The organism is Mycobacterium sp. 23, assembly GCF_048287075.1.
Lineage (GTDB): Bacteria > Actinomycetota > Actinomycetes > Mycobacteriales > Mycobacteriaceae > Mycobacterium > Mycobacterium gordonae_B.
In genome coordinates this window covers 52,090-77,429 of record NZ_JBLVUX010000005.1, presented here as the reverse complement: position 1 = coordinate 77,429, position 25,340 = coordinate 52,090, and the positions used below count along the sequence as shown (strand labels likewise).

12 protein-coding genes are annotated in these 25,340 nt (G+C 69.8%); 3 read left to right on the top strand and 9 right to left on the bottom strand.

Annotated elements, in window-relative coordinates:
- Window positions 1-37: 37 nt before the first annotated feature.
- Window positions 38-928: a sigma-70 family RNA polymerase sigma factor gene (locus ACNQS7_RS01685; protein ID WP_418011161.1), complete on the bottom strand. Its 891-nt coding sequence runs from the start codon at window positions 926-928 to the stop codon at window positions 38-40.
- 83 nt (window positions 929-1,011) lie between these two features.
- Here ACNQS7_RS01685 and ACNQS7_RS01680 point away from each other — a divergent pair, with 83 nt between their 5' ends.
- On the top strand, window positions 1,012-1,362 hold the full coding sequence (locus ACNQS7_RS01680) for a DoxX family protein (RefSeq protein ID WP_418015847.1): 351 nt from the start codon (window positions 1,012-1,014) through the stop codon (window positions 1,360-1,362).
- Here the strand turns inward: ACNQS7_RS01680 and ACNQS7_RS01675 are convergent, their stop codons facing one another.
- Both ACNQS7_RS01675 and ACNQS7_RS01670 read right to left on the bottom strand, forming a co-directional pair.
- Complete coding sequence (locus ACNQS7_RS01675) at window positions 1,363-2,157, bottom strand: ketosteroid isomerase family protein (RefSeq protein WP_418011160.1); 795 nt, start codon at window positions 2,155-2,157, stop codon at window positions 1,363-1,365.
- Complete coding sequence (locus ACNQS7_RS01670; protein ID WP_418011159.1) at window positions 2,154-2,729, bottom strand: isochorismatase family protein; 576 nt, start codon at window positions 2,727-2,729, stop codon at window positions 2,154-2,156. The genes ACNQS7_RS01675 and ACNQS7_RS01670 overlap by 4 nt, the downstream gene beginning before the upstream one ends.
- A 62-nt stretch (window positions 2,730-2,791) precedes the next feature.
- Between ACNQS7_RS01670 and ACNQS7_RS01665 the strand changes: the two genes are divergently transcribed.
- The gene (locus tag ACNQS7_RS01665) at window positions 2,792-3,784 is read left to right on the top strand and encodes a DoxX family membrane protein (RefSeq protein WP_418011158.1); all 993 of its coding nucleotides are present in this window, start codon (window positions 2,792-2,794) and stop codon (window positions 3,782-3,784) included.
- Here the strand turns inward: ACNQS7_RS01665 and ACNQS7_RS01660 are convergent.
- Genes ACNQS7_RS01660 through ACNQS7_RS01650 form a run of 3 tightly spaced genes read right to left on the bottom strand, consistent with a single transcriptional unit; the run spans window position 3,781 to window position 7,811 of the window.
- Window positions 3,781-4,281: a gluconokinase gene (locus ACNQS7_RS01660; RefSeq protein WP_418011157.1), complete on the bottom strand. Its 501-nt coding sequence runs from the start codon at window positions 4,279-4,281 to the stop codon at window positions 3,781-3,783. The genes ACNQS7_RS01665 and ACNQS7_RS01660 overlap by 4 nt on opposite strands.
- Complete coding sequence (locus ACNQS7_RS01655) at window positions 4,278-6,287, bottom strand: phosphotransferase (RefSeq protein WP_418011156.1); 2,010 nt, start codon at window positions 6,285-6,287, stop codon at window positions 4,278-4,280. Before ACNQS7_RS01655 ends, ACNQS7_RS01660 begins: the two co-directional genes overlap by 4 nt.
- A gap of 18 nt (window positions 6,288-6,305) precedes the next feature.
- Window positions 6,306-7,811: a carboxylesterase/lipase family protein gene (locus ACNQS7_RS01650; RefSeq protein WP_418011155.1), complete on the bottom strand. Its 1,506-nt coding sequence runs from the start codon at window positions 7,809-7,811 to the stop codon at window positions 6,306-6,308.
- A gap of 78 nt (window positions 7,812-7,889) precedes the next feature.
- Here ACNQS7_RS01650 and ACNQS7_RS01645 point away from each other — a divergent pair, with 78 nt between their 5' ends.
- A complete protein-coding gene (locus ACNQS7_RS01645) occupies window positions 7,890-8,513 on the top strand; it encodes a hypothetical protein (RefSeq protein WP_418011154.1) in 624 nt (207 codons plus the stop codon).
- 57 nt (window positions 8,514-8,570) lie between these two features.
- On the opposite strand, the gene ACNQS7_RS01640 is transcribed toward ACNQS7_RS01645, so the two are convergent.
- From ACNQS7_RS01640 to ACNQS7_RS01630, 3 genes are read right to left on the bottom strand one after another with little or no spacing between them, the layout of a single operon-like run.
- A complete protein-coding gene (locus tag ACNQS7_RS01640; RefSeq protein WP_418011153.1) occupies window positions 8,571-10,154 on the bottom strand; it encodes a PE family protein in 1,584 nt (527 codons plus the stop codon).
- A 49-nt stretch (window positions 10,155-10,203) separates the two neighbouring features.
- Window positions 10,204-12,744, bottom strand: a complete 2,541-nt coding sequence (locus ACNQS7_RS01635) for a PEP-utilizing enzyme (protein ID WP_418011152.1) — start codon at window positions 12,742-12,744, stop codon at window positions 10,204-10,206.
- Window positions 12,741-25,166 (bottom strand): type I polyketide synthase, encoded by a 12,426-nt coding sequence (locus ACNQS7_RS01630; RefSeq protein WP_418011151.1) that lies wholly within the window; start codon window positions 25,164-25,166, stop codon window positions 12,741-12,743. Before ACNQS7_RS01630 ends, ACNQS7_RS01635 begins: the two co-directional genes overlap by 4 nt.
- Window positions 25,167-25,340 lie beyond the last annotated feature (174 nt).

Sequence of the window (25,340 nt, the reverse complement as noted above, 5' to 3'; positions counted from 1 at the left end):
GCTCTGCCTGGGATGCGCGACTTCCCTGAGCTGATTCTCAGGACGGCAGGGCGGGCGGCAAGGTCAGGACGGCGTTGCCGAGCCGTTCGGGGTCAGCGGTGATGTCGATGACCTGGATCCGGTTGTCCGCATCCAGGGCGATGCGCAGCAGCGCCACCAGCCGCCCGGCGGGGGCGAGGGCGATGCCCGGATGCCCGTCGATCAGCACCACAGCCCCTGCGCGCGCCCGATTGGTGAACCGCCGGGTCTCCTCCGCAACGGCTCTGGCGCCGCGCATTTCGGCGGGCACATCGGCGGGTACCAGGGACGGGTCGACCGTGCGAACCACGTCCGGAGCCAGCAGTTTCACCAGGGCATCGATGTCACCACCGCGGGATGCCGCCAGAAAAGCCCGCACCACCCTGAGGTGCTCAGCGGTTTGCGGCGGGGCTGCGGCGGGCGCCGGGTGCAGCCGCCCCCGCGCCCGGCTGGCCAGCTTCTTGGCGGCCGCCGGTGAGCGGTTCAGCAGGTCCGCGATCGTCTCGAAAGGCACGGCAAAGACGTCGTGCAGCACGAAAGCGACGCGTTGCGCGGGCGGCAGCCGATCGAGCACCACCAGCAGCGCTCGGCTCACCGACTCCGCCAGGATCGCGTCTTCGTCGGCAGCGGCCACTGCGAATCGGTCGGCGACGCCGGCCTCGTCCAGGGGTTGTTCGGCCCGGCGCTTACGGCTGCGCAGTTGGTCGAGCGCCTCACGTGCGGTGATCGTGGTCAACCAGGCCGTCAGGTTGGCCACGGCGGTGTATTCGGAGCGGCTGGCTTTCAGCCAGGCGGCTTGCACCGCGTCCTCGGCGTCCGACAGCGAACCGAGCAGCTGGAAAGCCACCGACTTCAGACGCCCACGATCCGCCTCGAAGTGCTGGGCCAGATCGACAAGGTTCACGTTCATGGGGTCACCTTTCCCGGGCAGAAATCGTCAAGAAGCTGACCGCATCTGTTCGACCTGCGAAGGAGACCTTTGCCATGACTCTAATGCACACCGCCCACGTGGCGGTCGTCGTCACGACCATCGCCGCGACCGCGGCCATCGCCGTACCCGATCTGGTCCCCGCGCAATTCGTGCTGGCGAATTCGGCCCGGGTCGGTGTGCCCCGCTCCTGGCTGCCGACGCTGGCCGTGCTCAAGCTGGCCGGGGCCGGGGGGTTGCTCGTCGGACTTCTTGGCTTGCGCCACATCGGAATTGCGGCCGCCGTCGGGCTGGTGCTGTACTTCGTGGGCGCCGTCATCGTGCATGTACGGGCACGCGTGTTTTCCAACATCGCCTTCCCCGGCGGCTACCTGCTGCTGTCCGTTCTGTCGTTGGCGCTATCTGCGGCCCACTGATCAGGCGGAGAAGTAGCGCACGGCGTTGATCTGGTTGCCCCGCCAGGCGACATCGGCGAATACGATGCCCCGTCCGTGACCGGAGGCCACCGACACCACAACAGTGGATCCCGCGGCGATCACCTTGGCCCAGTTGGCACCGCGCAGGTGCCCGCCGAGTTCGGCGACCGTCAACGGTTCGCTGTCGCCCAAAGTGATTGTGGCAGAGGGCGATAGACTCCCGCTGGCGGATTCATCGCCGCGGCCGGCCGCCCGGAGGAACCCCTCCACCAATCTCTTGTGCCGCGCACCCACCCGGCGGAACCCGGCCATGAAGCCGAGTGCCCCCCGGGGACCCTGGTTGCCGAGTAGTCCCTTGCCGAGTTGAAGTCCGGGCGGCAACGCCCGGGAGCCGGTTTTCAGGAACTGCACCATCATGGCCGGCAACTCCCAGTAGGCGCGCAGGTGCGCTACCTTCCACTCCCCGCCGACCTCACGCAGGTCGTAGCGCAGGAACGCCGGTATGAACATCGTCACAGCGTCTCCCATCGCGACCTCGAGTTCGAGGTCGCGGAGCACGGTGGTACCCGACACGATGTCGACGTCGCGGTGGAAGGTGATGCCGCGGGGGCCGATGAAGGTGTCATAGAAGCGGTAGATTTCGTCATGCCCGACGTGCGGGCTCGAGCCCACCGGGTCTTCGACGCGGCCGTCCTGAGTGAAAACCTGGACCCATCCGTCGCGGTCGTGCAGCGAAACCGCTTGCGGTGAGCGTTCTACCGCGGCCAGCAGGTCGTCTCTGTGCGATGTCTTCATGGGCGCTTTCCGATCACCTCGATATTGGCGGTCCGCATCTCATCCAGTGCCTGGGCGGTGGACTCGGCGGATACGCCGGCCGTCAGGTCCAGCAGCACCCGGGTTCCCAGGCCGGCCCGGGCCGCGTCGTGTGCGGTGTGCCGCACACAGTGGTCGGTGGCCACGCCCACCACGTCGACCGTGTCGACCTCGTGTCGGCGCAGCCAGTCCAGCAGCGACGTACCGTTCTCGTCCACCCCGTCGAACCCGCTGTACCCCGCGCCGTAGGCGCCTTTGCGGAAGACGGCTTCGATCTTGCCGGCGTCGAGGCCCGGGGCGAAGTCCACACCGGTGCTGCCGGCTCGGCAGTGCGGCGGCCAGGACGAGCGGTAGTCGGGGTCGGGCGCGAAGTGGCCGCCCGGATCGATGTGAAAATCCGTGGTGGCCACGATGTGGTGGTAACCGGGATCACTGGCCAGATAGTCGTTGATCGAGCGGGCCAGGGCCTGCGCACCGTCGACGGGCAGCGCGCCGCCCTCACAGAAATCTCTCTGCACGTCGACGATGATCAACGCTCGCACGCCGTCCACCATATCGCCGAATTACCGAGGATCCGGCGGGTTTGTGTGCTGTCCGGCCGGGGAACACAGCGGCCATGTTGATCCGCAGAATCGCCCGACCCATGTTGTCAGCTGTCTTTATCGGCCAGGGAGTGGACGCCCTGCTCAACCCGAAACCCGCAGCTCAAGCGGCACAACCGACGGTGAGCGGCCTGCAGTCGCTGCCGGATTCGGTGAGCAGCAACATTCCTGCCGACGCCGAGACGTTCGCTCAGATCAATGCCGCCGTTCAGATCGGCGGCGGGGTGCTGCTGGCCGCCGGCAAGCTGCCCCGGCTGGCCTCGGCCGCGCTGGCGCTGACGGTGATCCCGGGAAACCTTGGCACACATATGTTTTGGAGCGAACCCGACCCGGAGCGCAAGGCCGAGAAGCGTCGCGCATTCCTGGCCGACGTGAGCCTGCTGGGCGGACTGCTCATCGCGTCTGCCGACACCGCGGGCAAGCCGTCCCTGGGCTGGCGTGGTCGCCGCGCCGCCGAGCGACTCTCCGACAAGGTGTCCGGGGCGCTGCCGGGTTCCTCGCATGACGTGCTGGACTCCGAACTGGGCGAAAAGATCGTGCACGGCCTGCACGCCGGCGCTGAGCGTGGTCGCGAACTGGCCAGCACCGCAGCCGAGAAGGGCGCCCCGTACGCCGAAGCAGCCCTCGAACGTGGGCGCGAACTGGCCAGCACGGCAGCCGAACGCAGCGCGCCGTACGCAGAAGCCGCGCTGGAACGCAGCCGCGAACTGGCCACCACCGCGGCCGAGAAGAGCAGGCCGTACGCCAAGAAGGCCCGCAAGCGCGGCGAGAAACTGGCTCACAAGGCCGCCGACCGAAGTGCCGACTACGCCGAACTCGCGCGCAAGCGGAGCGAGAAGCTGGCCGACACCGCCCGCGATCGGGGTTTGGAGCTCGCCGAAACCGCACGTGAACGCGGCTCCCGGCTCGCCGACACGGCGGTGACCCGCGGCAACGAGCTGGCCGAGACGGCGCGCGACCGCCTCGACGACCAGCTCACCAGCACCCGCAAGCGCTGGGGACGCTAGCCGCCCCTTAAGCCGCCCCAGTTCAGGAAGGCATCGACGACCGCGTCGACACTGCGGTCGTCGATGTCGACGGCGGTGCCGGGCTCGTCGGCGCCGAGCGGTTCCAGCGTGTCGAATTGCGATTGGAGCAGGGTGGCGGGCATGAAGTGACCGGACCTGGCGGCCAGGCGCGCGGCGATGACGTCAGGACGCCCGCGCAGGTGCAGGAAGTAAGCCGACGGGCTGTGCCGTCGAAGCCGGTCCCGATATGCCCGCTTGAGGGCAGAACAGCTCATGACACCGCTGGGGTGCGCCGCCAGCCATCCGCCGACCTTGTCCAGCCAGGGGTAGCGGTCGTCGTCGGTCAGCGGTTCGCCGGCCGCCATCTTGGCGATGTTGGCCGGCGGATGCAGGTGGTCGGCGTCCTGGAAGGGCACGTTCAGGCGCCGGGCCAAGGCGGCACCGATCGTCGACTTGCCCGACCCGGACACCCCGATCACTACGATCGCGCGGGTCACTGACCCTGGTCGACCTGACTGCGGTTCCATTCCATCCAGCCGACGCCTGTGCGCCCGTCGGTGGTCGTGACGTCGACCCAGGCCCGGGGAAAGTGGCTCACCCGCCCGTCGGCGCCGACCAGCCGAACCGGCGCGTGTGCGCGGATCCGCACCTCAGCGGTGATCTCAGCCGGGGTGAGTTGCAGGGTCTGATTCTCGGGTAAACCGTTGACGCTGAACGCTTCCCGGATTTCCACCGTTGTCAGATCCGCGATATCGCCGGCACGGTCCTGGGCGTAGCCGATGCTGAATGCCGGAGTGTTCGGAATCTGGATCCGCACGCCGTGCAGATGAGTGCCGTCCTGCAGGTGCAGCGCGGTCCACATCCAGTCCATGGACCACCAGTCGCGCACCCCCCACGAGTGATCGCGCTGACCCGGTACCGAATTGATCTGGTAGCGGGCATGTTTGACGGTGACCGTGCCGGACACCGTGCAGGGGATCTCATAGCGGGTGGTCAGCCGGTACTGATATGGGATGCCGTCGGTGGACCACACCAGGTTCATCGCGAGGTCCACCGGCTCGCCCGGTTCGCCACGCAGCAGCGCCGAAGGGTCTTGGTAGGACTGGGCTTTGGCCTTGATGTCGACGTGGTAGGTCTGCAACGCTGCGTCGCTGGCGTGAGCGAGTTCGAGGCCGTCGGCATGCGCTGCCCAGGCATCCGCCGGCAGCGGTACCTGGTAATCGGCGACGACGGTCGCCTCATCTGGTCCGCAGATCAGCGCGTGGATCCAGGCAATCTGCTGGTTGGGCATCAGGCCGATGCGGAACCAGCCGCCCAATCCCTCTGCGGCGTCCACGAAGTCGGCGTACCAGCTCTCACTCCAGAGCGGTTCGTCGGTGGACGGATGAGCTCCTTCGTCCTCGGGTGAGGGCCGCAGCGGTTCCGGTGCGGCGGCGTCCGGCAGAATCGCCAGTGCGTCGATGTCCAGCACATGCTGGCAGTGGCGTTCGAGCATGGTCATGAACAACCGGTCGCCCCGCTCGGTGCGCTCGACCAGCATCGACGACACGATCGCCATCATCACCCCGAAGAAACTCTGGTGCCGCACCCCGTCCCGGATGTCGGCCAAGCTCACCGGAGCCTGCGGCCCGAGCGCTTGATGATAGGCCTGCAGCAACCCGTCGTACTGGTCGCGCCGGTCTGCCGCCGGCAGCGCACAGCCCAGGAAGTACGCCAGGTCGGTGAACGCGGGTCCCCAGGACACCGTCTGCCAGTCCACCACCGTGAGTGCCCGGCTGGCGCCGGCGGCCCCGAACAGCAGGTTGTCCAGGCGGTAGTCCCCGTGAACCAGCCCCTCAATGCCACCCCGGGTCGCCTCTAGCGCCAGATAGCCGTCGAATGCGCCGATCAGGCGCTCACAGACGGCGCGATGGGCAGGGGTGATCCGGTCGGCGTACCGCTCGATGAAGCCGGCGTACAGCGGGGTGATCATCGCCTGGTTGAGTGGCGATTCCCGGTTCAGCCACGGCGCGTCGGCCAGTGCCGTGTCGCCCAGCAGGGGGCCGTGCAGGCGGCCCAGCCCGGTGACCGCGAGTAGCGCCTGTTCGGTTGTGGCGCCTGCGATTTCGTCGCCCACCGTGGCGGGTCCGGCGTCGTCGAGCAGGAGGTCGAAGACGCCGGTCGAGATGTTGATCGCGGCGTGGTAGCACGGTGCGATCGCTCCGCCCAGACGGGGCGCGATGTCGTGATAGAAGCGGACTTCACGCTCGTAGAGACCCAGCGCCAGTCCCGTCTGCCGGCTCACCGGGTCGGTCGCGGCGACCTTCAGCACCACCGACGACGGGCGGGGCTTGGATTCCGGTTCGGCGTAGTTCAACCCGATGCGGTAGCACTCGCTCATCTGGCCGGTGCCGATGCGTTCGGCGGTGAAATCCGAGACGGTGCCGGCTCTGACGGTTGTGGTGAGCCACTCGGCGGTGAGGTCGCCAGGGCGCTCGACGGCCTGGTCGGTGTTGGAAACCATGAGGGTCAGCGTGCCAGGTCAGCGCGCGAGGGTGAAGCCGTCCCAGGCCAACCGGCGATGCTGATGCGGGTCGAACTCGATGCGCGACTTGCGGTCGAAAACCATCACCGCGCGTTCGTCGTGCGTGTAGACCGGCCAGTCGTCACCCGGCACGCCCGAGCGGCTGAACGAGCGCCACCGCCGTTGCACGTCGTTGCTGACCCGCAGGGCCGGCCCCCGGTCGGCCGCCGCCGTGAGCAGGGCGCCGAACCGGGTGCGGTAGATGTCGAAGACCGCGAACAACTCGGTGGCATGGGTGGCCCCGAAGCCCGACCACTGCAGGGTCCGCGGGGCGTAGTCGTAGCGGTAGAGGTAAGTCGGCGCGTGGTGGGTGTGCGCCTCGGCGATCTGCCAGGCCGCCGCGCTGAACGCGAAATCGCCGCCCAGCTGGATGCAGGCCTCCGGCTTCGGGTACTTCGGGTAGGCCGCCGTAATACGTTCGCGCGCCGCGGGTTCCACCTCGGCGAGCAGCGCTTCGACCATCGCCTTGTTGGTGGGCAACATGCCCAGGAAGCGGGTGAACAGACGCCCTTCTTCGGCGTTCGTTCCGACGATGAGCGGTACCTGGTGCGCCCGGCCGGTCCGCATCGCCTCGACGGGGTCGATCGGCACCACGTCGTCACCGAAGACGGGGCCGATCGGGAAGGCGCCCAACCGCTTCTGCATGCCCTGGTCGATCAACTCATGCTGGGCCTCGATCAGTTGGGCCGCCGAGGCCTTCATGACGGCGTGGGCGGCGTCCCTGCTGCGCGCGCCGAGCAGTTCGGCGAACCGGGCGGCGAATTCGGCGGCCACTTCCGTGGACCGGGTCATCCCGGCCGCCGGGCTCTCCGAAATCGCCCGGTGGAACAGGCCCGCCGCATCGGGCACGGCCAGCAGCGTGGCGGTGATGTGCGCGCCGGCGCTCTCACCGAAGATGGTGACGTTGTCGGGGTCGCCACCGAAGTTGGCGATGTTCTCCTTGATCCAGCGCAGCGCCATCACCAGGTCGCGCAGGTACAGGTTGCCGTCGATGGTGACGTCCTGGGTCGACAGCGACGACAGGTCCAGGCAGCCGAGCGCGCCGAGCCGGTAGTTGACCGAGACGTACACGCAACCGCGGCGGGCCAGCGCGGCGCCGTCGTACAGCGGCGTGGCCGAACTCCCGAGGATGTAGCCACCACCGTGGATGAAGACCATGACCGGCAACGGCTCGGCGGCGCCGGATTCGGGGGTGACGACGTTGAGGGTCAGACAGTCTTCGCTCATCGGCTGATAGCGCCCGACCCCGAGCATCGTGTAGCGGCGCTGCTGAGGGGCGCAGTTGGCGAATCCGTGGCAGTGCCGCACGCCTGACCAGGGCTGGACGGGCTGCGGGGCGCGGTAGCGCAGCGGACCTACCGGCGGCCTGGCATACGGGATCGAGCGCCACCGATTCACCCCGTCGCGGGTGAAGCCTTCGACGGTTCCGGCGGTGGTGCGGGCGCGGACGATGCGCTCATGCATAACTCGACGTTAACCGACGCACCGACGGGACGGCGTGCGCAGCGCCAAAATCCGATTCGCGGCGGCTAGCCTGACGGGATGCGGATCGCCGCGCTGGTCGCAATCCCGTTACTGGTTGCCGGGTGCTCGCACACCGTCGGCGGCCACGCCGGGCAGTCCCACGCGACGTCCAGCACGGCAGCGCCGCCGCAGGCATCCGGCGCCCCGGCCGCCGGGGCCCCGATCGCCGCCGTCATCACCTGGATAGAGGCAGCTCATCCCGCCGACCCGGCGCGCTATCATCTCGACGCGAATGTCGCGTTCAGCGCCTCCGCCGGCAAGGCGAAGTGCACGACGGACGCCAAGCACACTGCCGGGCTGCTGTCGTGTCTGGTCGACCTGACCAATCCGCCGCCCCGGCCCGAAACTGCCTACGGCGAGTGGAAAGGCGGCTGGGCGGACTTCGACGGCACCAATCTGCAGGTGGGCTCAGCCCGCGCCGACCCGGGGCCGTTCCTGGCCGGCACCGGAACGCAATTGGCCGACGGGGACTCGTTGTCTTTCGGCGACTTTCGCTGTCGCGCCGACCAGGCGGGCCTGTTCTGCGTCAACTATGCCCACCAGTCCGCTGCCCGGTTCAGCGCGGCCGGTGTCCAGCCGTACGGATGCCTGCGCCCGGTGCCGCCGCCCGACGGCGTCGGCATCGCATTCAACTGTCCGTGACCGACGCCGCGCTCACCAACTGACCGGCAGCTCTTCGGCCGCTCTGAGGTTTTCGGGTCAGCCGGCGGTGCCGTTGCTGCCAAACAGCAGTCCCCCGAGACCGCCGGCGCCACCGGCTCCGGGCGAACCGTCCGGAGTCCCGGGCCCGCCGTTGCCGCCGCTGCCGCCGTCGCCGCCGGTCCCGATCAAGGTGGTGGATCCGCCGGCACCGCCGGGCCCGCCGTCCCCGCCGGGGCCGGTGGCCGCCGACCCGCCGGCACCGCCGCGCCCGCCCGCCGCACCGTTCCCGAACAGCCAGCCCCCGGGCCCGCCGCGGCCGCCCCCGGCTCCGTCTCCCCCCGCGTCGCCGGCGCCGTCGGCCCGTCCCCCGGACCCGCCCGCCCCGCCGACGCCGCCGTCGCCGAACAGCCTTGCGCCACCCCCATTTCCGCCCGCCCCGCCGGCGCCGCCGGCACCGACGGCCTGGGCCAGCGCGCCACCGCCCGCCCCGCCCGCGCCGCCGTTGCCGAACACCCAGCCCCCGGCGCCGCCGTTGCCACCGGCTCCGCCCGTCTCGCTGAAGTGACCGCCGCCCAGACCGCCCGCTCCGCCCGCTCCGCCGGCGCCGATCAGTCCGGCGTTGCCGCCGAACCCGCCGGTGCCGCCGGTGCCGCCGGCGGCACTGGATCCGCCACCACCACCGCTGCCACCATTGCCGAACAACAGCCCACCGTTACCGCCACCCCCACCAGTGCCGCCGAGTCCGCCGGTCGCGGCCGCAGCGGTGGCTGCCGCGCCCTGCCCGCCGGCTCCGCCGTCCCCGATCAGCCAGGCGTTACCGCCCGCGCCGCCGACCCCGCCGTTGCCGGCGGTGGCCGCACCGCCGCCGGCACCGCCGGTGCCGCCGTTGCCGGCCAGCAACCCGCCCCAGCCGCCCGCGCCGCCGTTACCACCGCCGGTGGCACCGAGCCCGCCGGCGCCACCGCCCCCACCCGCGCCCAGCAGGATTGCCTGACCGCCTGCACCGCCGAGGCCGCCGATACCAGTCGGCGCGTCACCGCCGGCACCGCCCGCCCCACCGTTGCCGAAGAGCCAGCCGCCGCTGCCCCCGGTGCCGCCAACCGCGCCCGCGGCACCGGCACCTCCGGCTCCGCCATTGCCCAACAGCCCTGCGGCGCCGCCCCTTCCACCCGCGGGGTGGGCGCCACCGCCAGATCCGCCGGATCCCCCGTTGCCGAACAACAAACCACCGGCCCCACCGTCCGCGCCGGTTCCCGCGGCGCCATCGGTGCCGTTTCCGATCAGCGGGCGGCCCAACAACAGTTGGGTGGGCAGGTTGATCAGGTTGAGCAGATCGTCTAGGGGGCTCAGGGCAGCCGCGCCGGCGGCCTCGGCACCGGCATAGCTTGCCGCGCTCGCGGCAAGGGCCCGGACGAACTCGGTGTGCAAGGCCTGCGCCTGCGCCCCCAGTGCCTGGTAACCCGACGCGTGGCGGCCGAACAGTGCGGCGATCGCGGCAGACACTTCATCAGCGCCGGCGGCGAGAATCTCGACGGTCGGGACTGCGGCAATTGCGTTGGCGGCGTTGACCGCTGACCCGATGTTCGTCAACTCTGTTGCCGCCGAGGCGATTATCTCCGGCATGACCAGTACAGACGACATTGCGCACCTCCCCCGGGCCCGGCCCGATGTGAAGGACAGGGTAGCGCGGTCAGGGCTCCAGCAGTCGGATTTCGCCGGTGGCGCCGTCGACTTCGACCAGTGCCCCCTGCGGCAGTGACCGGGTGGCCCCCTGGACGTCGACCACACAGGGAAAGCCGAACTCGCGGGCGACGACGGCGGCATGGGACATCGGTCCACCGAGTTCGGTGACCACCGCGGCGGCATAGCAGAACGCGGCCGTGTACCCGACGTCGGTGACCTCGGCGACCAGGATTTCACCGGGCAGCAGGTCGTCGATGGTCTCGGGTCGCACGATCCGCACCCGGCCGCGTACCCGCCCGCCGCACACGCCGACGCCACGCAGGGTGTCGCCGCCGCCCAGGACCACCGGAGCCGACGTGGTGGGCTCCCAGTGGCCGCTGAACACGGTGGGCGGGACAACGGCCACCAGTCGGCGCTGTTCGGCGCGGCGCCGGGCGATCAGCTCGGAAACGTTGGCGGGCAACGCGTCGAGTTCGTCGACCAAAAGGTAGAACACGTCGTCGACAGCCGCGAACACGCCAGAGTCGGTCAACCGGCGGCCGTACTCGCGCAGCAGTCCGCGTAGCACCCAGATGGCGCGCACCATCCGGTCGCGCCGCACCTCCCGGTCGCGTAGTTGTCGCGCCGCCAGCAACGCAACAAGTTTGGCGCGCCACGGAATCGGAGAATGACGCGGCTCCGGGGCCGGCGGGGCGCTCAGCGCCTTGGTGACCATGCGGATCAGCAGCTCGGGATCGTCGGCGTAGCTGGTCGACAGCATCTCCACTTCGGCCGGACCCCGGTGTCCCATCAGTGCCAGTTCGTCGAGCACCGCACGATGAAACTCCGGCGCCTCGACGGCGAGCTTGTCCAGGCGCTCGCCGGGTTCGGCGAGCACCCGCAGCACGGTCGGGTCCCGGCGCGCCGCCAGTGCCAGCCGCTGCATGGCTTCCACTGACCGGGCACTCACCAGTTCCGGTCCGGCCGACGGAGCCGTCTCGCGCCCGCACAGCCCGCGCAGCAGGACGTTGAAGGCCGCGCACAGCATGAATGATCCCGACGCCAGCAGCCACCCGTGCACCACGTGGTCGCGCGCCAGCAGGATCAGGCTCAGCAGCCGGCCGTCGTCCAGTCGGTTGAGGTCGTCGCCGACGAGTTGCTCGAGTCGTTCGATATCACCGCGGTAATCGCCGGTGTCGAGCGGAGAACCGGCGCTCAGGCCCACCAGATTCACCCCGAAGACGCCGATGTTGCGGACGGTGCGCAGCCGCCTGCGGACGGGGTTGGTTTCCGAAGGCGGACGTTCGTCACCGAAGATCGGCAGCGACGCCATGCTGGGACCGAAGAACCCGCTGTTGCTGACGATGGTCGCGGGCTTGGCGAACGGCACCGTCTCGGCCATGAAGTGTGCCGAGGTGATGGCGCCGTAGAGTCGGTGGGCGAACACCGCGACCGTGCGCATCGCGATTTCTTTCTGCACCACACCGCCGGGTCGCAGCCGCTCGGCGATGCCCACTCCGCCGGCGCGCAGGCCCCGCACGGTGACCGACGCCGACGACGGCGAAAAGGGGCCAGGTAACGCCTCGGAGAGGTTGGTGGCCAGGAAGGTCGGGAAGCGCGGGTCGATCGGAGTGTCGAATTCGCCGTTCTCGGCTTCGGGCCCAGCCAGTTTCGGCTCGACGCCGTCGTCGGCCGGAGTGTCGACGGCGGGCAGATCCTGGATCGGGGCCAGCCGCCAGGGCACTGCGAGCACCCGGTTGCCCAGTCCGACCCGCCCGCGCACCGCGAGTGAGAAGTCCTCCAAGCATTCCTGCGCGGTCCAGGCCGGTTCGAAATGCCACTCGTCGCGCAGCCGCGCGGTGTCCATCAGTGGACCCGCACACCTGGGCCCGACCGGCACCATCGGTCGCCGCAGCGCCGCCGCGACCTGCCGCATGGTGGGCGCCCCCGGCGCGGCGAGATTGACTGCGCCACTGATGATTTCGTCTTGCAGAATAGCCTGGTTGAGGAGCCGCAGTGCGTCGTCGGTGTGCACGACCTGGATGCGGTGATCGGCGGACCTTGTGAACAGCACCGGCAGAGCCGCCCGAGTCCGCAATCGGTTGTCGACGCCGCGGCCCACCACGAGCGGTAACCGGACGGCTACCCATTCGAATCCGGAGTCCGCCAGCATCCGCTCCACCCGGGCCGCGTGCAGCCCGTCGGACGTCGTGGGGCTCAGCGAGTCGTCCTCGGTCGCCGACCGCGGCGCAGCGCCGTAAACCTGCGAGCAAGAGGTGAAAACGATTCGGCCGCCGCCGTTTTCGGCCATCGCCGCGAGCACGTTGGCGGCTCCCCGGATGTGGTCGTCGCCCCGTGCCGCAACGCAGTGCGCCACGACGTTCGCACCGGTGATCGCACGGCCGACCGCGTCGGCGTCCCGGATGTCCGCGGCGACGAAACGGGCGGCGCTCGGCCAGCTCTCGGGGCGCCGACGGGCGATACCGGTCACCTCGTGACCCTCGCTGAGCAGCCTGGCAACCAGGCCGCGGCCGAGCACGCCGCCCGCGCCGGTGACGGTGATTCTCACTCGTCGTCGTCCATGAAGGCGGCGTTGACCAGGTCGTCGAGGTCCATGTCCGCGAGGTCCTTGCGGGCCGACTCGTCCTGCGGCGCGCCGGCAGCGCCGTTGCGGTCGCCGTCGCTCTCGTTGGCCAGCGCCAGCAGCAGCTCGAGCACGCCGGCCTGCCGCAGCCGCTTGACCGGGATGGACGCCACGACGCGCCGCAGCTCCTCTTCGCCGGGTGCCGCCGCGGGCTGTGCATCCTGGTGTGCCGCGCCGAGCAGTTCCTGGTGGAAGTAGCCGGCCAGGGCCGCCGAGTTCGGGTAATCGAAAATCAGCGTCGGCGAAAGCCCTAGCCCCGTTGCGGCTTTGAGCCTGTTGCGCATCTCGACCGCGGTGAGCGAGTCGAAGCCCAGTTCCTGGAACGCCCGGTCGGGGTCGATGGCCTCGGGTGTGGTGTTGCCCAGCACGGTGGCGATGTGCGACCGCACCAGATCCAGCAGAACGGCGTGCTGTTCCGCCTCGTCGAGGCCTTCGAGCCGTTGCAGCAGTGCCGATTTGGACTTGGCGGCAGCCAGCGAGTCGTCCACCTGACGGCGCGCCGGCGCGTTGATCAGGTCGACGAACATCGGCGGCAACGTTCCGGCGTCGAACTTGGCGCGCAGCGCCACCAGGTCGATGTGCGCCGGGAGCAGGAACGGCTCGTCGACAACCAGAGCGGTGTCGAGCAATTCGAGCGCTTCCTCGGACCCCATCGCCACGATCCCGTCCCGTGCGAATCGGGCGAGATCGGCCGCGCCCAGCGCTCCGGTCATGCTGCTGGCCTGATCCCAGAGTCCCCATCCGAGCGAGACGGCGGGCAGCCCGTGTTGTTGGCGGTGCAGGGCCAGTGCGTCCAGGAACGAGTTGCCCGCTGCGTAGTTGGCCTGACCGGAGGCCCCGGCCAGTCCCGCGATCGACGAGAACATCACGAAAGCCGACAGTTTGAGGTCGCGGGTCAACTCGTGCAGGTTCCACGCCGCATCCACTTTGGCCCGCATCGCCGCATCGACGCGTTCGGGAGTCAACGACGTGACCACCGCATCGTCGAGCGTTCCGGCGGCGTGGATCACCGCTGACAACGGATGCTGCGCCGGGACATCGGCAATCACCTTGGCCAGCGCTGCCCGGTCGGCCGCGTCACAGGCGACCACACGAACGTCGGCGCCGGCGGCCTTGAGTTCGGCGGCCAACTCCGCCGCGCCCGGGGCATCCGGGCCACGACGACTCACCAGCAGCAGCCGGCGCACCTGATGCCGGTGCACCAGATGCCGGGCCAAGGCCGATCCGGCCATCCCGGTGCCGCCGGTGATCAGCACGGTGCCCTCGCCCACGCCCGAGGTCATGCTCATCACGACCTTGCCGACGTGGCGCGCCTGGCCGAGGTAGCGCAGCGCCGCCGCCGCCCGGCGCACGTCGAACACCGTGGCCGGCAACGGCTTCAGCACGCCGGCGGCGAAGAGTTCGGACAGTTCGGCGAGCATCCGCTGGATGTGGTCGGGCCCGGCTTCGAACAGGTCGAAAGCGCGGTAGCGAACCCCTTGTTCGGCGATTTCGGCCGCGTCGCGGATGTCGGTCTTGCCCATCTCGAGGAACACCCCGCCCGGTGCCACCAACCTCAGGGAGGCGTCGACGAAGTCGCCGGCCAGTGAGTCCAGCACCACGTCCACACCACGCCCACCGGTGGCGGCGCGGAAAGAGTCCTCGAAGTCCAGGCTTCGCGAATCGCCGATGTGTGCATCGTCAAAGCCCATGGCACGCAGCGTGTCCCACTTGCCCTTGCTGGCGGTCGCGAAAACCTCGACACCCCAGTGCCGGGCCAGCTGGACGGCCGCCATACCCACGCCCCCGGCAGCCGCGTGCACCAGCAGCCGCTGTCCGGGCTGCACATCCGCCAGCACCTTCAACGCGTAGTAGGCGGTGGCGAAGACGACCGGCGCGGTGGCGGCGTCGGTGTCCGACCACCCGGCCGGAACCTTGATCAGCAACCGCTCGTCGGTGGTCGCCACGGCCCCGGTGCCCTCCGGGAACAATCCCGTGACCCGCTCCCCTGCCTGGAAAAGACCGGCATCCGGGGCCGTTTCGATCACCGTTCCCGACGCTTCGACACCCATGGCCGCGGCTTCGTCGGGATAGAGGCCGAGCGCGATCATGACGTCGCGGAAGTTTGCGGCCATGGCACTGGTCGCGATGCGCACCTGCCGCGGGCCCAGCGGGGCGTCCGCGTCGGGAATGGGCTCCATCCGCAGGTTCTCGAACGTACCCGGGCTGCTCATGCCCAGTCGCCACGGAACGTCGCCCGGGGGCGCCAGCAGGCCGCGCACCGCGCGGCTGCCGTGCACGCGCGCGATGTGTGGAGTGCCGTTGCGCAACAACACCTGTGGCTCACCGACCGACAGGACCGCTGCCGCCTCCTCTTCGGCGATGGGCACATCGGTGTCCACCAACACGATTCGGCCGGGATGCTCGGTTTGCGCCGAACGCACCAGACCCCAGACCGCGGCTCCGGCCAGGTCGCTGATGCGCTCGCCGGTTAGGGCCATCGCGCCGCGCGTGGAGACCACCAGGACTCCCGAGTCGTGCTCAGCCAGCCAGGCCTGCACGGCGTCCAGCGCACGATGGGTGGCGGTGTACACCGCGGCCAAGGTGTCGCCCGCGACGGGTTCGGACGCGAATACCTGGTAGGGCGGGGTTCCACCGGTGCCGAGGGCAGGCGCAGGCGACCAGTTCACCTCGAACAGCCGGTCACCGGCCGAGCCCGACAGCGCGGCCTTGAGCTGTTGCTCGGTCACCGGACGCGCCACCATCGAGGCCACCGACAGGACGGGCAACCCCAGCGCGTCGGTCAACTCCACCGACACCGACGACGGTCCGGTCGGCGTGATGCGGGCCCGCACCGCCGACGCGCCCGCCGCATGCAGGCACACGCCCTGCCAGGCGAAGGGCACCAGCACGCCGTCGGCGCGCTCCAGACTGTCGTTGGCGCCCACGATGATCGCGTGCAGTGCCGCGTCCAGTACGACTGGGTGCACGCCGAACCCCGTGGGCGACAACCCCGCCGTATCTGGCAGATTCACCTCCGCATAGAGGTCGTCGCCGCGACGCCACATGGCGGTCAGTCCCTGGAAGGCCGGGCCGTAGCCGTACCCGCGCTCGGCCAGCCGCTCGTAGGTTCCGGTCACGTCTACCTGGGCGGCGCCGGCCGGCGGCCAGGTCGACAGATCCGTGACCGGTTGTGCCGGAGCGGAACTGACGGATCCTTCGGCGTGCAACAGCCAGCCGCTTTCGGCCCGCGAGAACACCGATACGCCGCGCGAACCGGATTCGTCGGCGGCATCGACGACGACCTGTACTGCGACCGACCCGGATTCGGGCAAGATGAGCGGGGCAGCCAGGGTGAGTTCGTCGACGGTCGTGCAGCCGACTTCGTCCCCGGCACGGATGGCCAGCTCCACGAATCCCGCGCCCGGGAAGATGGCGACGCCACCCACCGCGTGGTCCCGTAGCCAGCCGTGCGTCGCCGCCGACAGCCGGCCGGTCAACACCACCCCGCCCGAGGACGGCAGGTCGACAACCGCCCCCAGCAGGGCGTGCTCACCGGGAGCCAGGCCCAGGCCCTCGGCATCGACGGCGGCGTTGCCGCTGGACAACCAGAATCGGCGTCGTTCAAAGGCATACGTCGGCAATTCGACGAAGTTCGCCTGTCCCAGGACGGCACGCCAGTCCACCGCCGCACCCGCGACGTAAACCTGAGCCACCGCGGTGGTCAGCGTGGCCGGTTCGGGCCGGTCCTTGCGCAGCGCGGAGGCGGTGGTGATCGCGACGTCGGGCAGCGACTCCTCGATCGACGCCGTCAGGCCGCCGTTCGGACCGACCTCCAAAAACCTTGTCGCGCCGGCTGACTGCGCGTAACGGATGCTGTCGGCGAAGCGCACCGCTTCCCGGACGTGACGCTTCCAGTAGGCGGCCGAGGCGAAGTCGTCGCCGGCCAGTTGCCCGGTCAGGTTCGAGATGACCGGAATCGCGGGTTGTCCGATCGGCAGTCCGGCCGCGACCGAGCCGAATTCGTCGACCATGGGATCCATCAGCGGGGAATGGAAGGCGTGCGAAACGGCCAGCTGATGCACCCGGCGGCCCTCGGCCCGCAGGCGCTCGGAGACCTCGTGCACCGCCTGCTGCTCACCCGAAATGACCAGCGACGCCGGGCCGTTGACAGCAGCGATGCTGACCTCGGCGGTCAGCAGCGGCCGCACCTCCTCCTCGGTGGCCTGTACGGCGACCATCGCGCCGCCGGTCTCCAGCCGCTGCATGAACCGGCCCCGGGCGGCGACCAGGACCGCGGCGTTCTCCAGCGACAGCACGCCGGCAACGTGCGCGGCCGACAGCTCGCCAACGGAGTGCCCCATCACGAAGTCGGGCCGCACTCCCCAGGATTCCAGCAGCCGGAACAACGCGACTTCCACCGCGAACAGCGCCGGCTGGGCGAATTCGGTTGTGTTGAGCACGCTTTCGTCGTGGCCCCACATCACCTCGCGCAGCGGCCGCAGCAGGTGGCGGTCCAGTTCGCCGACAACGGTGTTGAAGGCCTCGGCGAACACCGGGTAGGTCGCGTGCAGGCCCATGCCCATGCCCAGCAGCTGGGAACCCTGGCCAGGGAAGACGAAGACGGTCTTGCCGCCCGGTTGTGCCACACCGCGGACGACCGTGCGGACATCGTCGTTGTCGGCCAGCTCGGACAGCCCTGCCAGCAGCTGGTCCCGGTCGTCGCCGATGACGACGGCGCGGTGCTCGAAGGATGATCGGCCGGCCAGGGACCAGCCGACGTCGGCGGCGTCAAGTTCGTCGTGCCGGCCCAGGTATTCGGCCAGCCGGCCCGCCTGGGCACCTAACGCCGGGGCGGACTTGGCGGAGATGACCCAGGGCAGCACCGCGGGTTTCGGCCCCGCAGTTTCGACTGCGGGCGCGGCGGGTCCGGCTTCGATGATCACGTGGGCGTTGGTGCCGCTGATCCCGAACGACGAGACTCCGGCCCGCCGGGCACGGGCGGCCGGCTCGGCCGGCCACGGCTGCGGCTCGGTCAGCAGCGCAACCGATCCCGTCGACCAGTCCACGTGCGGGCTCGGCGCGTCGACGTGCAACGTGGCCGGCAACACCTGGTGACGCATCGCCTGCACCATCTTGATCACTCCGGCCACACCTGCGGCGGCCTGCGTGTGGCCCATGTTCGACTTGATCGACCCCAGCCACAGTGGTTCGGTGCGGCCCTGCCCGTAGGTGGCCAGCAACGCCTGTGCCTCGATCGGGTCGCCGAGCATCGTGCCGGTGCCGTGGCCCTCGACCACGTCGACCTCGGCGGCCGTCAGGCCCGCACTGGCCAGCGCGGCGCGCACCACCCGTTGCTGGGAGGGACCGTTGGGCGCGGTCAACCCGTTGGACGCGCCGTCCTGGTTGATGGCCGACCCGCGCACCAGAGCCAGCACCGGGTGTCCCAGCCGCTGCGCATCGGAAAGCCGTTCCACTACCAGCATCCCGCCGCCCTCGGAGAATCCGGTGCCGTCGGCGGCGCCGGCAAATGCCTTGCACCGACCGTCGGCCGATAGGCCCCGCATGCGGCTGAATTCGATGAAGATGTCGGGCGTCGCGTTGATTGTGACACCACCGGCCAGCGCCAGGTCGCACTCCCCCGACCGCAGCGACTGCACCGCCATGTGCAACGCCACCAGCGAGGACGAGCATGCGGTGTCCACTGACACCGCAGGCCCTTCCAGCCCGAGCACATAGGCGACGCGACCCGAGGCGACACTGGACGACTGCCCGGTCAACCGGAAGCCTTCCGCCGCCTGCGCCGCGCCGATGCCGTAGCCCTGGGTGTACACCCCGGCGAACACTCCCGTGGCGCTGCCCCGCAGCGAGCCCGGCTCGATGCCGGCCCGTTCCAGTGCCTCCCAGGACAATTCGAGGTACAGGCGCTGCTGCGGGTCCATCGCCAGCGCTTCGCTGGGCGCGATTCCGAAGAAGGCGGGGTCGAAGTCGGCGACGCCGTCCACGAAACCCCCGGTGCGGGTGTAGCAGGTGCCGGCGATGTCGGGATCGGCGTTGTAGAGCCCGGCCAGGTCCCAGCCACGGTCGGCCGGGAAATCCGAGAGCACGTCGCGGCCCTGAATCACCATGTCCCACAGGTCTTCGGGCGAGTACACGCCACCGGGGTAGCGGCAAGACATGCCCACGATCGCGATCTGGTCCTCACCGGTGACCCGCACGGCCGGTACGTCGGTGACCTCCTGCGGCAATCCGGCGAGTTCGGTCCGGATGTAGGTGGCCAGGCCGCTCGGCGTCGGGTAGTCGAAGATCAGCGTGGGTGAAAGCGAGAGTCCGGTGGCGGATTTCAGCCGGTTACGCATCTCGACGGCGGTCAGCGAGTCAAAGCCCAAGTCCTGGAACGCTTTGTCGGGATCGATCGCTTCGGGCGCGACGTTGCCCAGCACCGTGGCGATGTGGGAGCGCACCAGGTCCAGCAGCAGGGCGTGCTGCTCGGCCTCCGGCAGCCCGTGCAACCGGTGCGCGAGAGCCGATTTCGACTTCGCCGCCGCCAGCGACTCGTCGACCTGTCGCCGTGTCGGTGCGTTGACCAGGTCCCGGAACATCGGCGGCACCGCTACGGCGTGGGCACGCAGCGCGGCGAGGTCGATGCGGGCGGGCGCCAGGAACGGCTCGTCGACGATCAGCGCGGTGTCGAACAGTTCCAGTGCCTCGTGCGACGACAGGGCCAGGACGCCTTCGCGCCCCAACCGGGCCAGGTCCGCTTCGTCCAGTCCGCCGGTCATGGCGCTGGCCTGGTCCCACAGTCCCCAACCCAGCGAGATTGCGGGCAACCCGTGTGCCCGGCGGTGTGCGGCCAGCCCGTCGAGGAAGGAGTTGGCTGCCGAATAGTTGGCCTGTCCCGAAGAGCCGACCAGGCCGGCCATCGACGAAAACATCACGAAGGCAGAGACATTCAGGTCCCGGGTGAGCTCGTGCAGGTTCCACGCGGCGTCCACCTTGGCCCGCAGCACCGAATCGATGCGGTCCGGTGTCAGCGAGGTGACCACCGTATCGTCCAGCACGCCGGCGGCATGAATCACGGCGGAAAGCGGGCGCTGCACCGGGATGTCGGCGATCACCTTGGCCAGCGCCGGGCGGTCGGCAGCGTCACAGGCCGCCACCTGCACCTGCGCACCCGCGGCCTCGAGTTCAGCCACCAGCTCGGCGGCACCGGGTGCGTCCGGGCCGCGGCGGCTGAGCAGCACCAGATGCCGAACGCCGTGCTGGGTCACGACATGGCGCGCCAGCGCCGAACCGGCCATGCCGGTGCCGCCGGTGATCAACACCGTGCCGCGGGCCCACAGGCCCGGCAAAGTCATGACGACCTTGCCGATGTGGCGGGCCTGGCTGAGGTAGCGCAACGCCGCCGGCGCGCGCCGGATGTCGAACGTCGTCACCGGCAACGGCCGCAACACCCCGGCGTCGAAGAGTTCGGCGAGATCGAGCATGTACTGGTGCATGCGCGGACGCCCCGGCTCGAACAGGTCGAAGGCGCGGTAGCGCACACCCGGGTATTGCTGGGCGATCACCCCGGGGTCGCGGATGTCGGTCTTGCCCATCTCCAGGAACACCCCACCGGGGGCGACCAGACGAAGGGAGGCGTCGACGAATTCGCCCGCCAGCGAATCCAAGACGACGTCCATGCCCGCCCCGCCGGTCACGGCGCGGAACTTCTCCTCGAAGTCGAGGCTACGCGAGTCGGAGATGTGGTCGTCGTCAAAACCCATGGCGCGCAGGGTGTCCCACTTGCCCTTGCTGGCGGTACCGAACACCTCCAACCCGAGATGCCGGGCCAGCTGGGTGGCCGCCATCCCCACACCACCGGCGGCGGCGTGGATCAACACCCGCTGCCCCGGCTTGACGGGTGCCAGGTCCATGAACGCGAACCAGGCGGTGGTGAAAACCGCCGAAATGGCCGCCGCTTCGGCGTATGACCAATCCGACGGCATCGGCAGCAGCAACCGGACATCACCGGGGACCAGGGTGCCGCTGGTGTCGGGGAAGAAGCCGTACACCGAATCGCCGACCGCGAACTCGGTGACGCCGGGTCCGACCTCGACCACCACGCCGGCGCCCTCGCCACCCAGCAACGCTTCGTGGGTGAACATGCCCAGCGTGATCATGATGTCGCGGAAGTTGGCCGCGATGGCGTGCAGGGCGACGCGGACGTAACCGGGCTCCAGCGGCGCGTCGGCGTTGGGCACCGGCTCCAGCCGCAGGTTCTCGAAGGTGCCCGCACTGCTCAGGCCCAGCCGCCACGGCCCGTCGCCCGGCGGTTCGAGGATGTGGTCGACCGCGCGACTGCCGCGAACCCGCGGGGTGTAGATCTGGCCCGCGCGCACCAGCAGCTGCGGCTCGCCCACGGCCAGTGCCGCTGTCAGCGCCGAATCATCGAGTGGTGCATCGGAATCGATCAACAACAGACGACCGGGGTTTTCGGTTTGCGCCGAGCGCACCAGGCCCCAGACCGCGGCGCCCGCCAGATCGGTGACGTCCTCGCCCGGCAGCGCCATCGCGCCCCTGGTCGCCACCACAAGCACACCCGTCTCGTGCTCGGTCAGCCAGGACTGCAGCGCGGCCAGCGCGCGGTGCGTACGTTCGTAAGTTGCGGTGACCGGATCCTCGTCACCGGCGACGGATTCGAAGATCTCATACGGCGTCATAGCGGCACCGCCGGTGGCGGTTGCCGGCGTCCAGACCAGTTCGAACAGCCGGTCCGGTCCGGATCCGGAAAGTGCCGCGCGCAAGCGCTTTTCGTTCACCGGGCGGGCCACCATGGCAGCGACCGACAGCACCGGCAGACCCAGGCCGTCGGCCAGCTCGACAGAAACCGCGGACTCGCCGGCGGGGGCGATCCGCACCCGTACCCCGGAAGCGCCCGCGGCGTGCAGCGTCACGCCCTGCCAGGCGAACGGCAGCATGAGTTCGGCTGCCGGATTGGCCAGTACCGCGGCGTGCAGGGCGGCATCGAGCAGCGCCGGATGCACCCCGTAGGCGGCCGAACCGCCTGCCGCCTCCGGCAGCGTCACCTCGGCGAACAACTCCTGACCCCGGGACCACAACGCCGTCAACCCGCGGAACGCCGGACCGTACCCGTAGCCGTGCTCGGCCAGCCGCTCGTAACCGCCGGCCAGATCGATGGCGACAGCGCCCTTCGGCGGCCAGACCGACAGATCCGCGCCGGGCTCGACGGAGCCCGGACGCAATGTGCCCTCGGCGTGACACACCCACACCGAACCGCCGTCGACGTCGGCGTGCGAGTAGATCGACACGCCCCGCTGCCCGGTCTCGTCGGCGGCCGCCCCGACAATCACCTGTACCGCAACCGATCCCGAAGCCGGGATCACCAGCGGTGACCGCAACGTCAGCTCGTCGACCGCCGAACAGCCGACCTCGTCGCCGGCGCGGATCGCCAGTTCGACGAAGCCCGTGCCGGGGAAGACGGCCATGCCGGAGACCGCGTGGTCGGCCAACCATCCCTGCGCACTCGCAGAAAGCCGGCCGGTGAGGACGACACCGCCCGAGTCGGGCAACTCCACCACCGCGCGCAGCAACGGGTGTTCGCTGGCGGTCAGCCCCAGACCGGAGGCGTCAGCCCCGGTGCCCTCGCTGGACAGCCAGAACCGGCGCTTGTCGAACGCGTAGGTCGGCAACTCGACAAACCCGGCACCGTCCAGCACTCCACGCCAGTTCACGGCCACCCCTGCGACGAAGGCAGCCGCCGCCGAGGACAGGAACCGTTGCAGTCCGCCATCTTCGCGACCCAGGGTGGGGACCACGACGGGTTCGGTGTCGCACGCGCTGACGGTGCCCTCGATACCGGCGATCAGGGCCGGATGCGGACTCGATTCGATGAACACCCGGTAGCCGTGTTCACAGGCACTGCGCACCGCCTGGTCGAGTTGCACGGTCTGGCGAATGTTGCGGTACCAGTACTCACCATCCAAACCGGCAGTGTCCAAACGACTTCCGGTCACGCTGGAGAAGAAGGCGATGCGCGACGAGGACGGCTTCAGTCCGGCCAGCACCTCGGTGAGCTCGCCGCGGATAGCCTCGACCTCCGCCGAGTGCGACGCATAGTCGACGTCGATACGGCGAACACGTAGCTCCCGCTCGACGCAGACCGCACTGAGTTCGTCGAGCGCGGCCCCCTCGCCGGACACCACGACCGCAGACGGGCCGTTGACGGCAGCGATGTCGAGCCGGCCACCGAAGGGCGCCAACAACTCTCGCGCCTGCTCGGCACCACATGCGATCGAGAGCATTCCGCCCGGCCCGGCCAGCCCGGTCAGCAACCTGCTGCGCAGCGTCACCACCCTCGCGGCATCGTGCAGCGTGAGCGCACCGGCGACATAGGCCGCGGCGATCTCACCCTGGGAGTGACCGATGACCGCATCCGGGCGCACCCCGATCGACCGCCACAGTTCGGCCAGCGACACCATCACGGCGAACAGCACCGGTTGCACCACGTCCACGCGATCCAGGCGCGGAGCACCGGGGGCGCCGCGCAGCACGTCGAGCAGCGACCAGTCGACGAACTCAGCGAAGGCCTCCGCGCATGCGTCGATCTGCCGCGCGAATACCGGTGCGGTGTCCAGCAATTCGACCGCCATGCCGGGCCACTGGGAGCCCTGGCCGGGGAAGACGAAGACGGTCTTGCCGGTCGGGTGGGCCACGCCGCTGACGAAGTCGCCCGGTTCATCGTCGGCCAGGGCGGCCAATCCGGCCAGCAGTCTGTCGCGGTCTCCCCCGACGATGACCGCCCGGTGTTCAAACGCGGTGCGGCCGGCCAGCGACCAGGCGACATCGGCGATGTCCAGATCGTCACGCCCACCGATGTATTCGGCCAACCGGGCAGCCTGCGCCGTCAAAGCCGAGGCCGACTTGGCCGAGATCGTCCACGGCACCGCCGGGCGCTGCGGGCCGGCTTCGCGCAGTTGCGCGGCCGGCGCCGACTCGATGATCACGTGCGCGTTGGTGCCGCTGATCCCGAACGAGGACACCGCCGCACGGCGGGCACGGGCCGACTCGGTGATCCAGGGCTGCGGCTGGGCCAACAATTCCACTGCCCCCGCCGACCAATCCACGTGCGGGGACGGCACATCCACGTGCAGCGTCGCCGGCAACACCTCGTGGCGCATGGCCTGGACCATCTTGATCACGCCGGCGACGCCGGCGGCGGCCTGGGTGTGACCCATGTTGGACTTGATCGACCCCAGCCACAGCGGCTGCCGTCCGGACTCCGCGCGTCCCTGCCCGTAGGTGGCCAACAACGCCTGCGCCTCGATCGGGTCACCGAGCGTGGTGCCGGTGCCGTGGCCCTCGACCACATCGACGTCGGTCGCCGACAGCCCGGCGTTGGCCAGCGCCGCGCGCACCACCCGTTGCTGGGAGGGGCCGTTGGGCGCGGTCAACCCGTTGGATGCGCCGTCCTGGTTCACCGCGGTTCCTCGCACCACTGCCAGCACCGGGTGTCCCAACCGCTGGGCGTCCGAAAGCCGTTCCACCACAACGACCGCGCCGCCCTCAGACCATCCCACTCCGTCAGCGGCGCCCGCGTAGGCCTTACACCGGCCGTCCGGAGCCAGGCCCCGGTGCCGGCTGAACTCGACGAAGACCGTCGGGGTGGCGTTGACGGTCGCGCCACCGGCCAGCGCCAGGTCGCACTCTCCCGATCGCAGCGACTGCACCGCCATGTGCAACGCGACCAGCGACGAGGAGCACGCGGTGTCGACCGACACCGCGGGCCCTTCCAGGCCCAGGACATACGACACCCGGCCGGAGGCGACACTGGACGTCATACCGGTTAGCCGGTAGCCCTCGATCTCCTCAGCAAACATTCCGTAGCCCTGAGCGATGATTCCAGCAAACACACCCGTGGCGCTGCCCCGCAGCCCGCCGGGATCGATTCCGGCCCGCTCCAGGGCTTCCCAGGACAGCTCCAGCAGCATCCGGTGCTGGGGGTCCATCGCCAGCGCTTCGCTGGGGGCGATGCCGAAGAAGGCGGCGTCGAAGTCGGCGACACCGTCCACGAAGCCACCGGTGTTGGCGTAGGTCTTGTGCTGCGCGTCGGGGTCGGGATCGAAGAGCTGGCCGACATCCCATCCACGGTCGTTGGGGAACTCCGCGATGACGTCGCGGCCCTCGGCGACCATCTGCCACAGGCTGTCCGGGGAGTCGACGCCGCCCGGGAACCGGCACGACATTCCGACGATGGCGATCGGCTCGCTGGTCCGCTCCAGCAGCGCGCGGTTGGTCTTCTTCAGGCGTTCAACCTGGACCAGCGCTTTCCGCAATGCTTCAGTCGCATGCTGGAGCTGATCACTCATCACTAACCCCTCGCCTAATTTGGTCGTCTCTGACCCGCCGGATGCGGCTCTCGCCGAGTCATAGAAACTGCTGCGCGAAGCGATGCCTTGGTGCAGCATTCCGACCCAAGAATCTCGCTCGTGAGTATCGCCAACTCCGGCAGGATTTCAAAAACGTCAGATACTCCCAGCAGC

Coding starts and splice junctions, on each gene's coding strand:
- ACNQS7_RS01680 (WP_418015847.1), top strand. CDS start 1,012: ATGCACACCGCCCACGTGGCGGTCGTCGTCACGACCATCGCCGCGACC.
- ACNQS7_RS01670 (WP_418011159.1), bottom strand. CDS start 2,729: ATGGTGGACGGCGTGCGAGCGTTGATCATCGTCGACGTGCAGAGAGAT.
- ACNQS7_RS01645 (WP_418011154.1), top strand. CDS start 7,890: ATGCGGATCGCCGCGCTGGTCGCAATCCCGTTACTGGTTGCCGGGTGC.
- ACNQS7_RS01665 (WP_418011158.1), top strand. CDS start 2,792: ATGTTGATCCGCAGAATCGCCCGACCCATGTTGTCAGCTGTCTTTATC.
- ACNQS7_RS01630 (WP_418011151.1), bottom strand. CDS start 25,166: ATGAGTGATCAGCTCCAGCATGCGACTGAAGCATTGCGGAAAGCGCTG.
- ACNQS7_RS01685 (WP_418011161.1), bottom strand. CDS start 928: ATGAACGTGAACCTTGTCGATCTGGCCCAGCACTTCGAGGCGGATCGT.
- ACNQS7_RS01655 (WP_418011156.1), bottom strand. CDS start 6,287: ATGGTTTCCAACACCGACCAGGCCGTCGAGCGCCCTGGCGACCTCACC.
- ACNQS7_RS01650 (WP_418011155.1), bottom strand. CDS start 7,811: ATGCATGAGCGCATCGTCCGCGCCCGCACCACCGCCGGAACCGTCGAA.
- ACNQS7_RS01640 (WP_418011153.1), bottom strand. CDS start 10,154: ATGTCGTCTGTACTGGTCATGCCGGAGATAATCGCCTCGGCGGCAACA.
- ACNQS7_RS01675 (WP_418011160.1), bottom strand. CDS start 2,157: ATGAAGACATCGCACAGAGACGACCTGCTGGCCGCGGTAGAACGCTCA.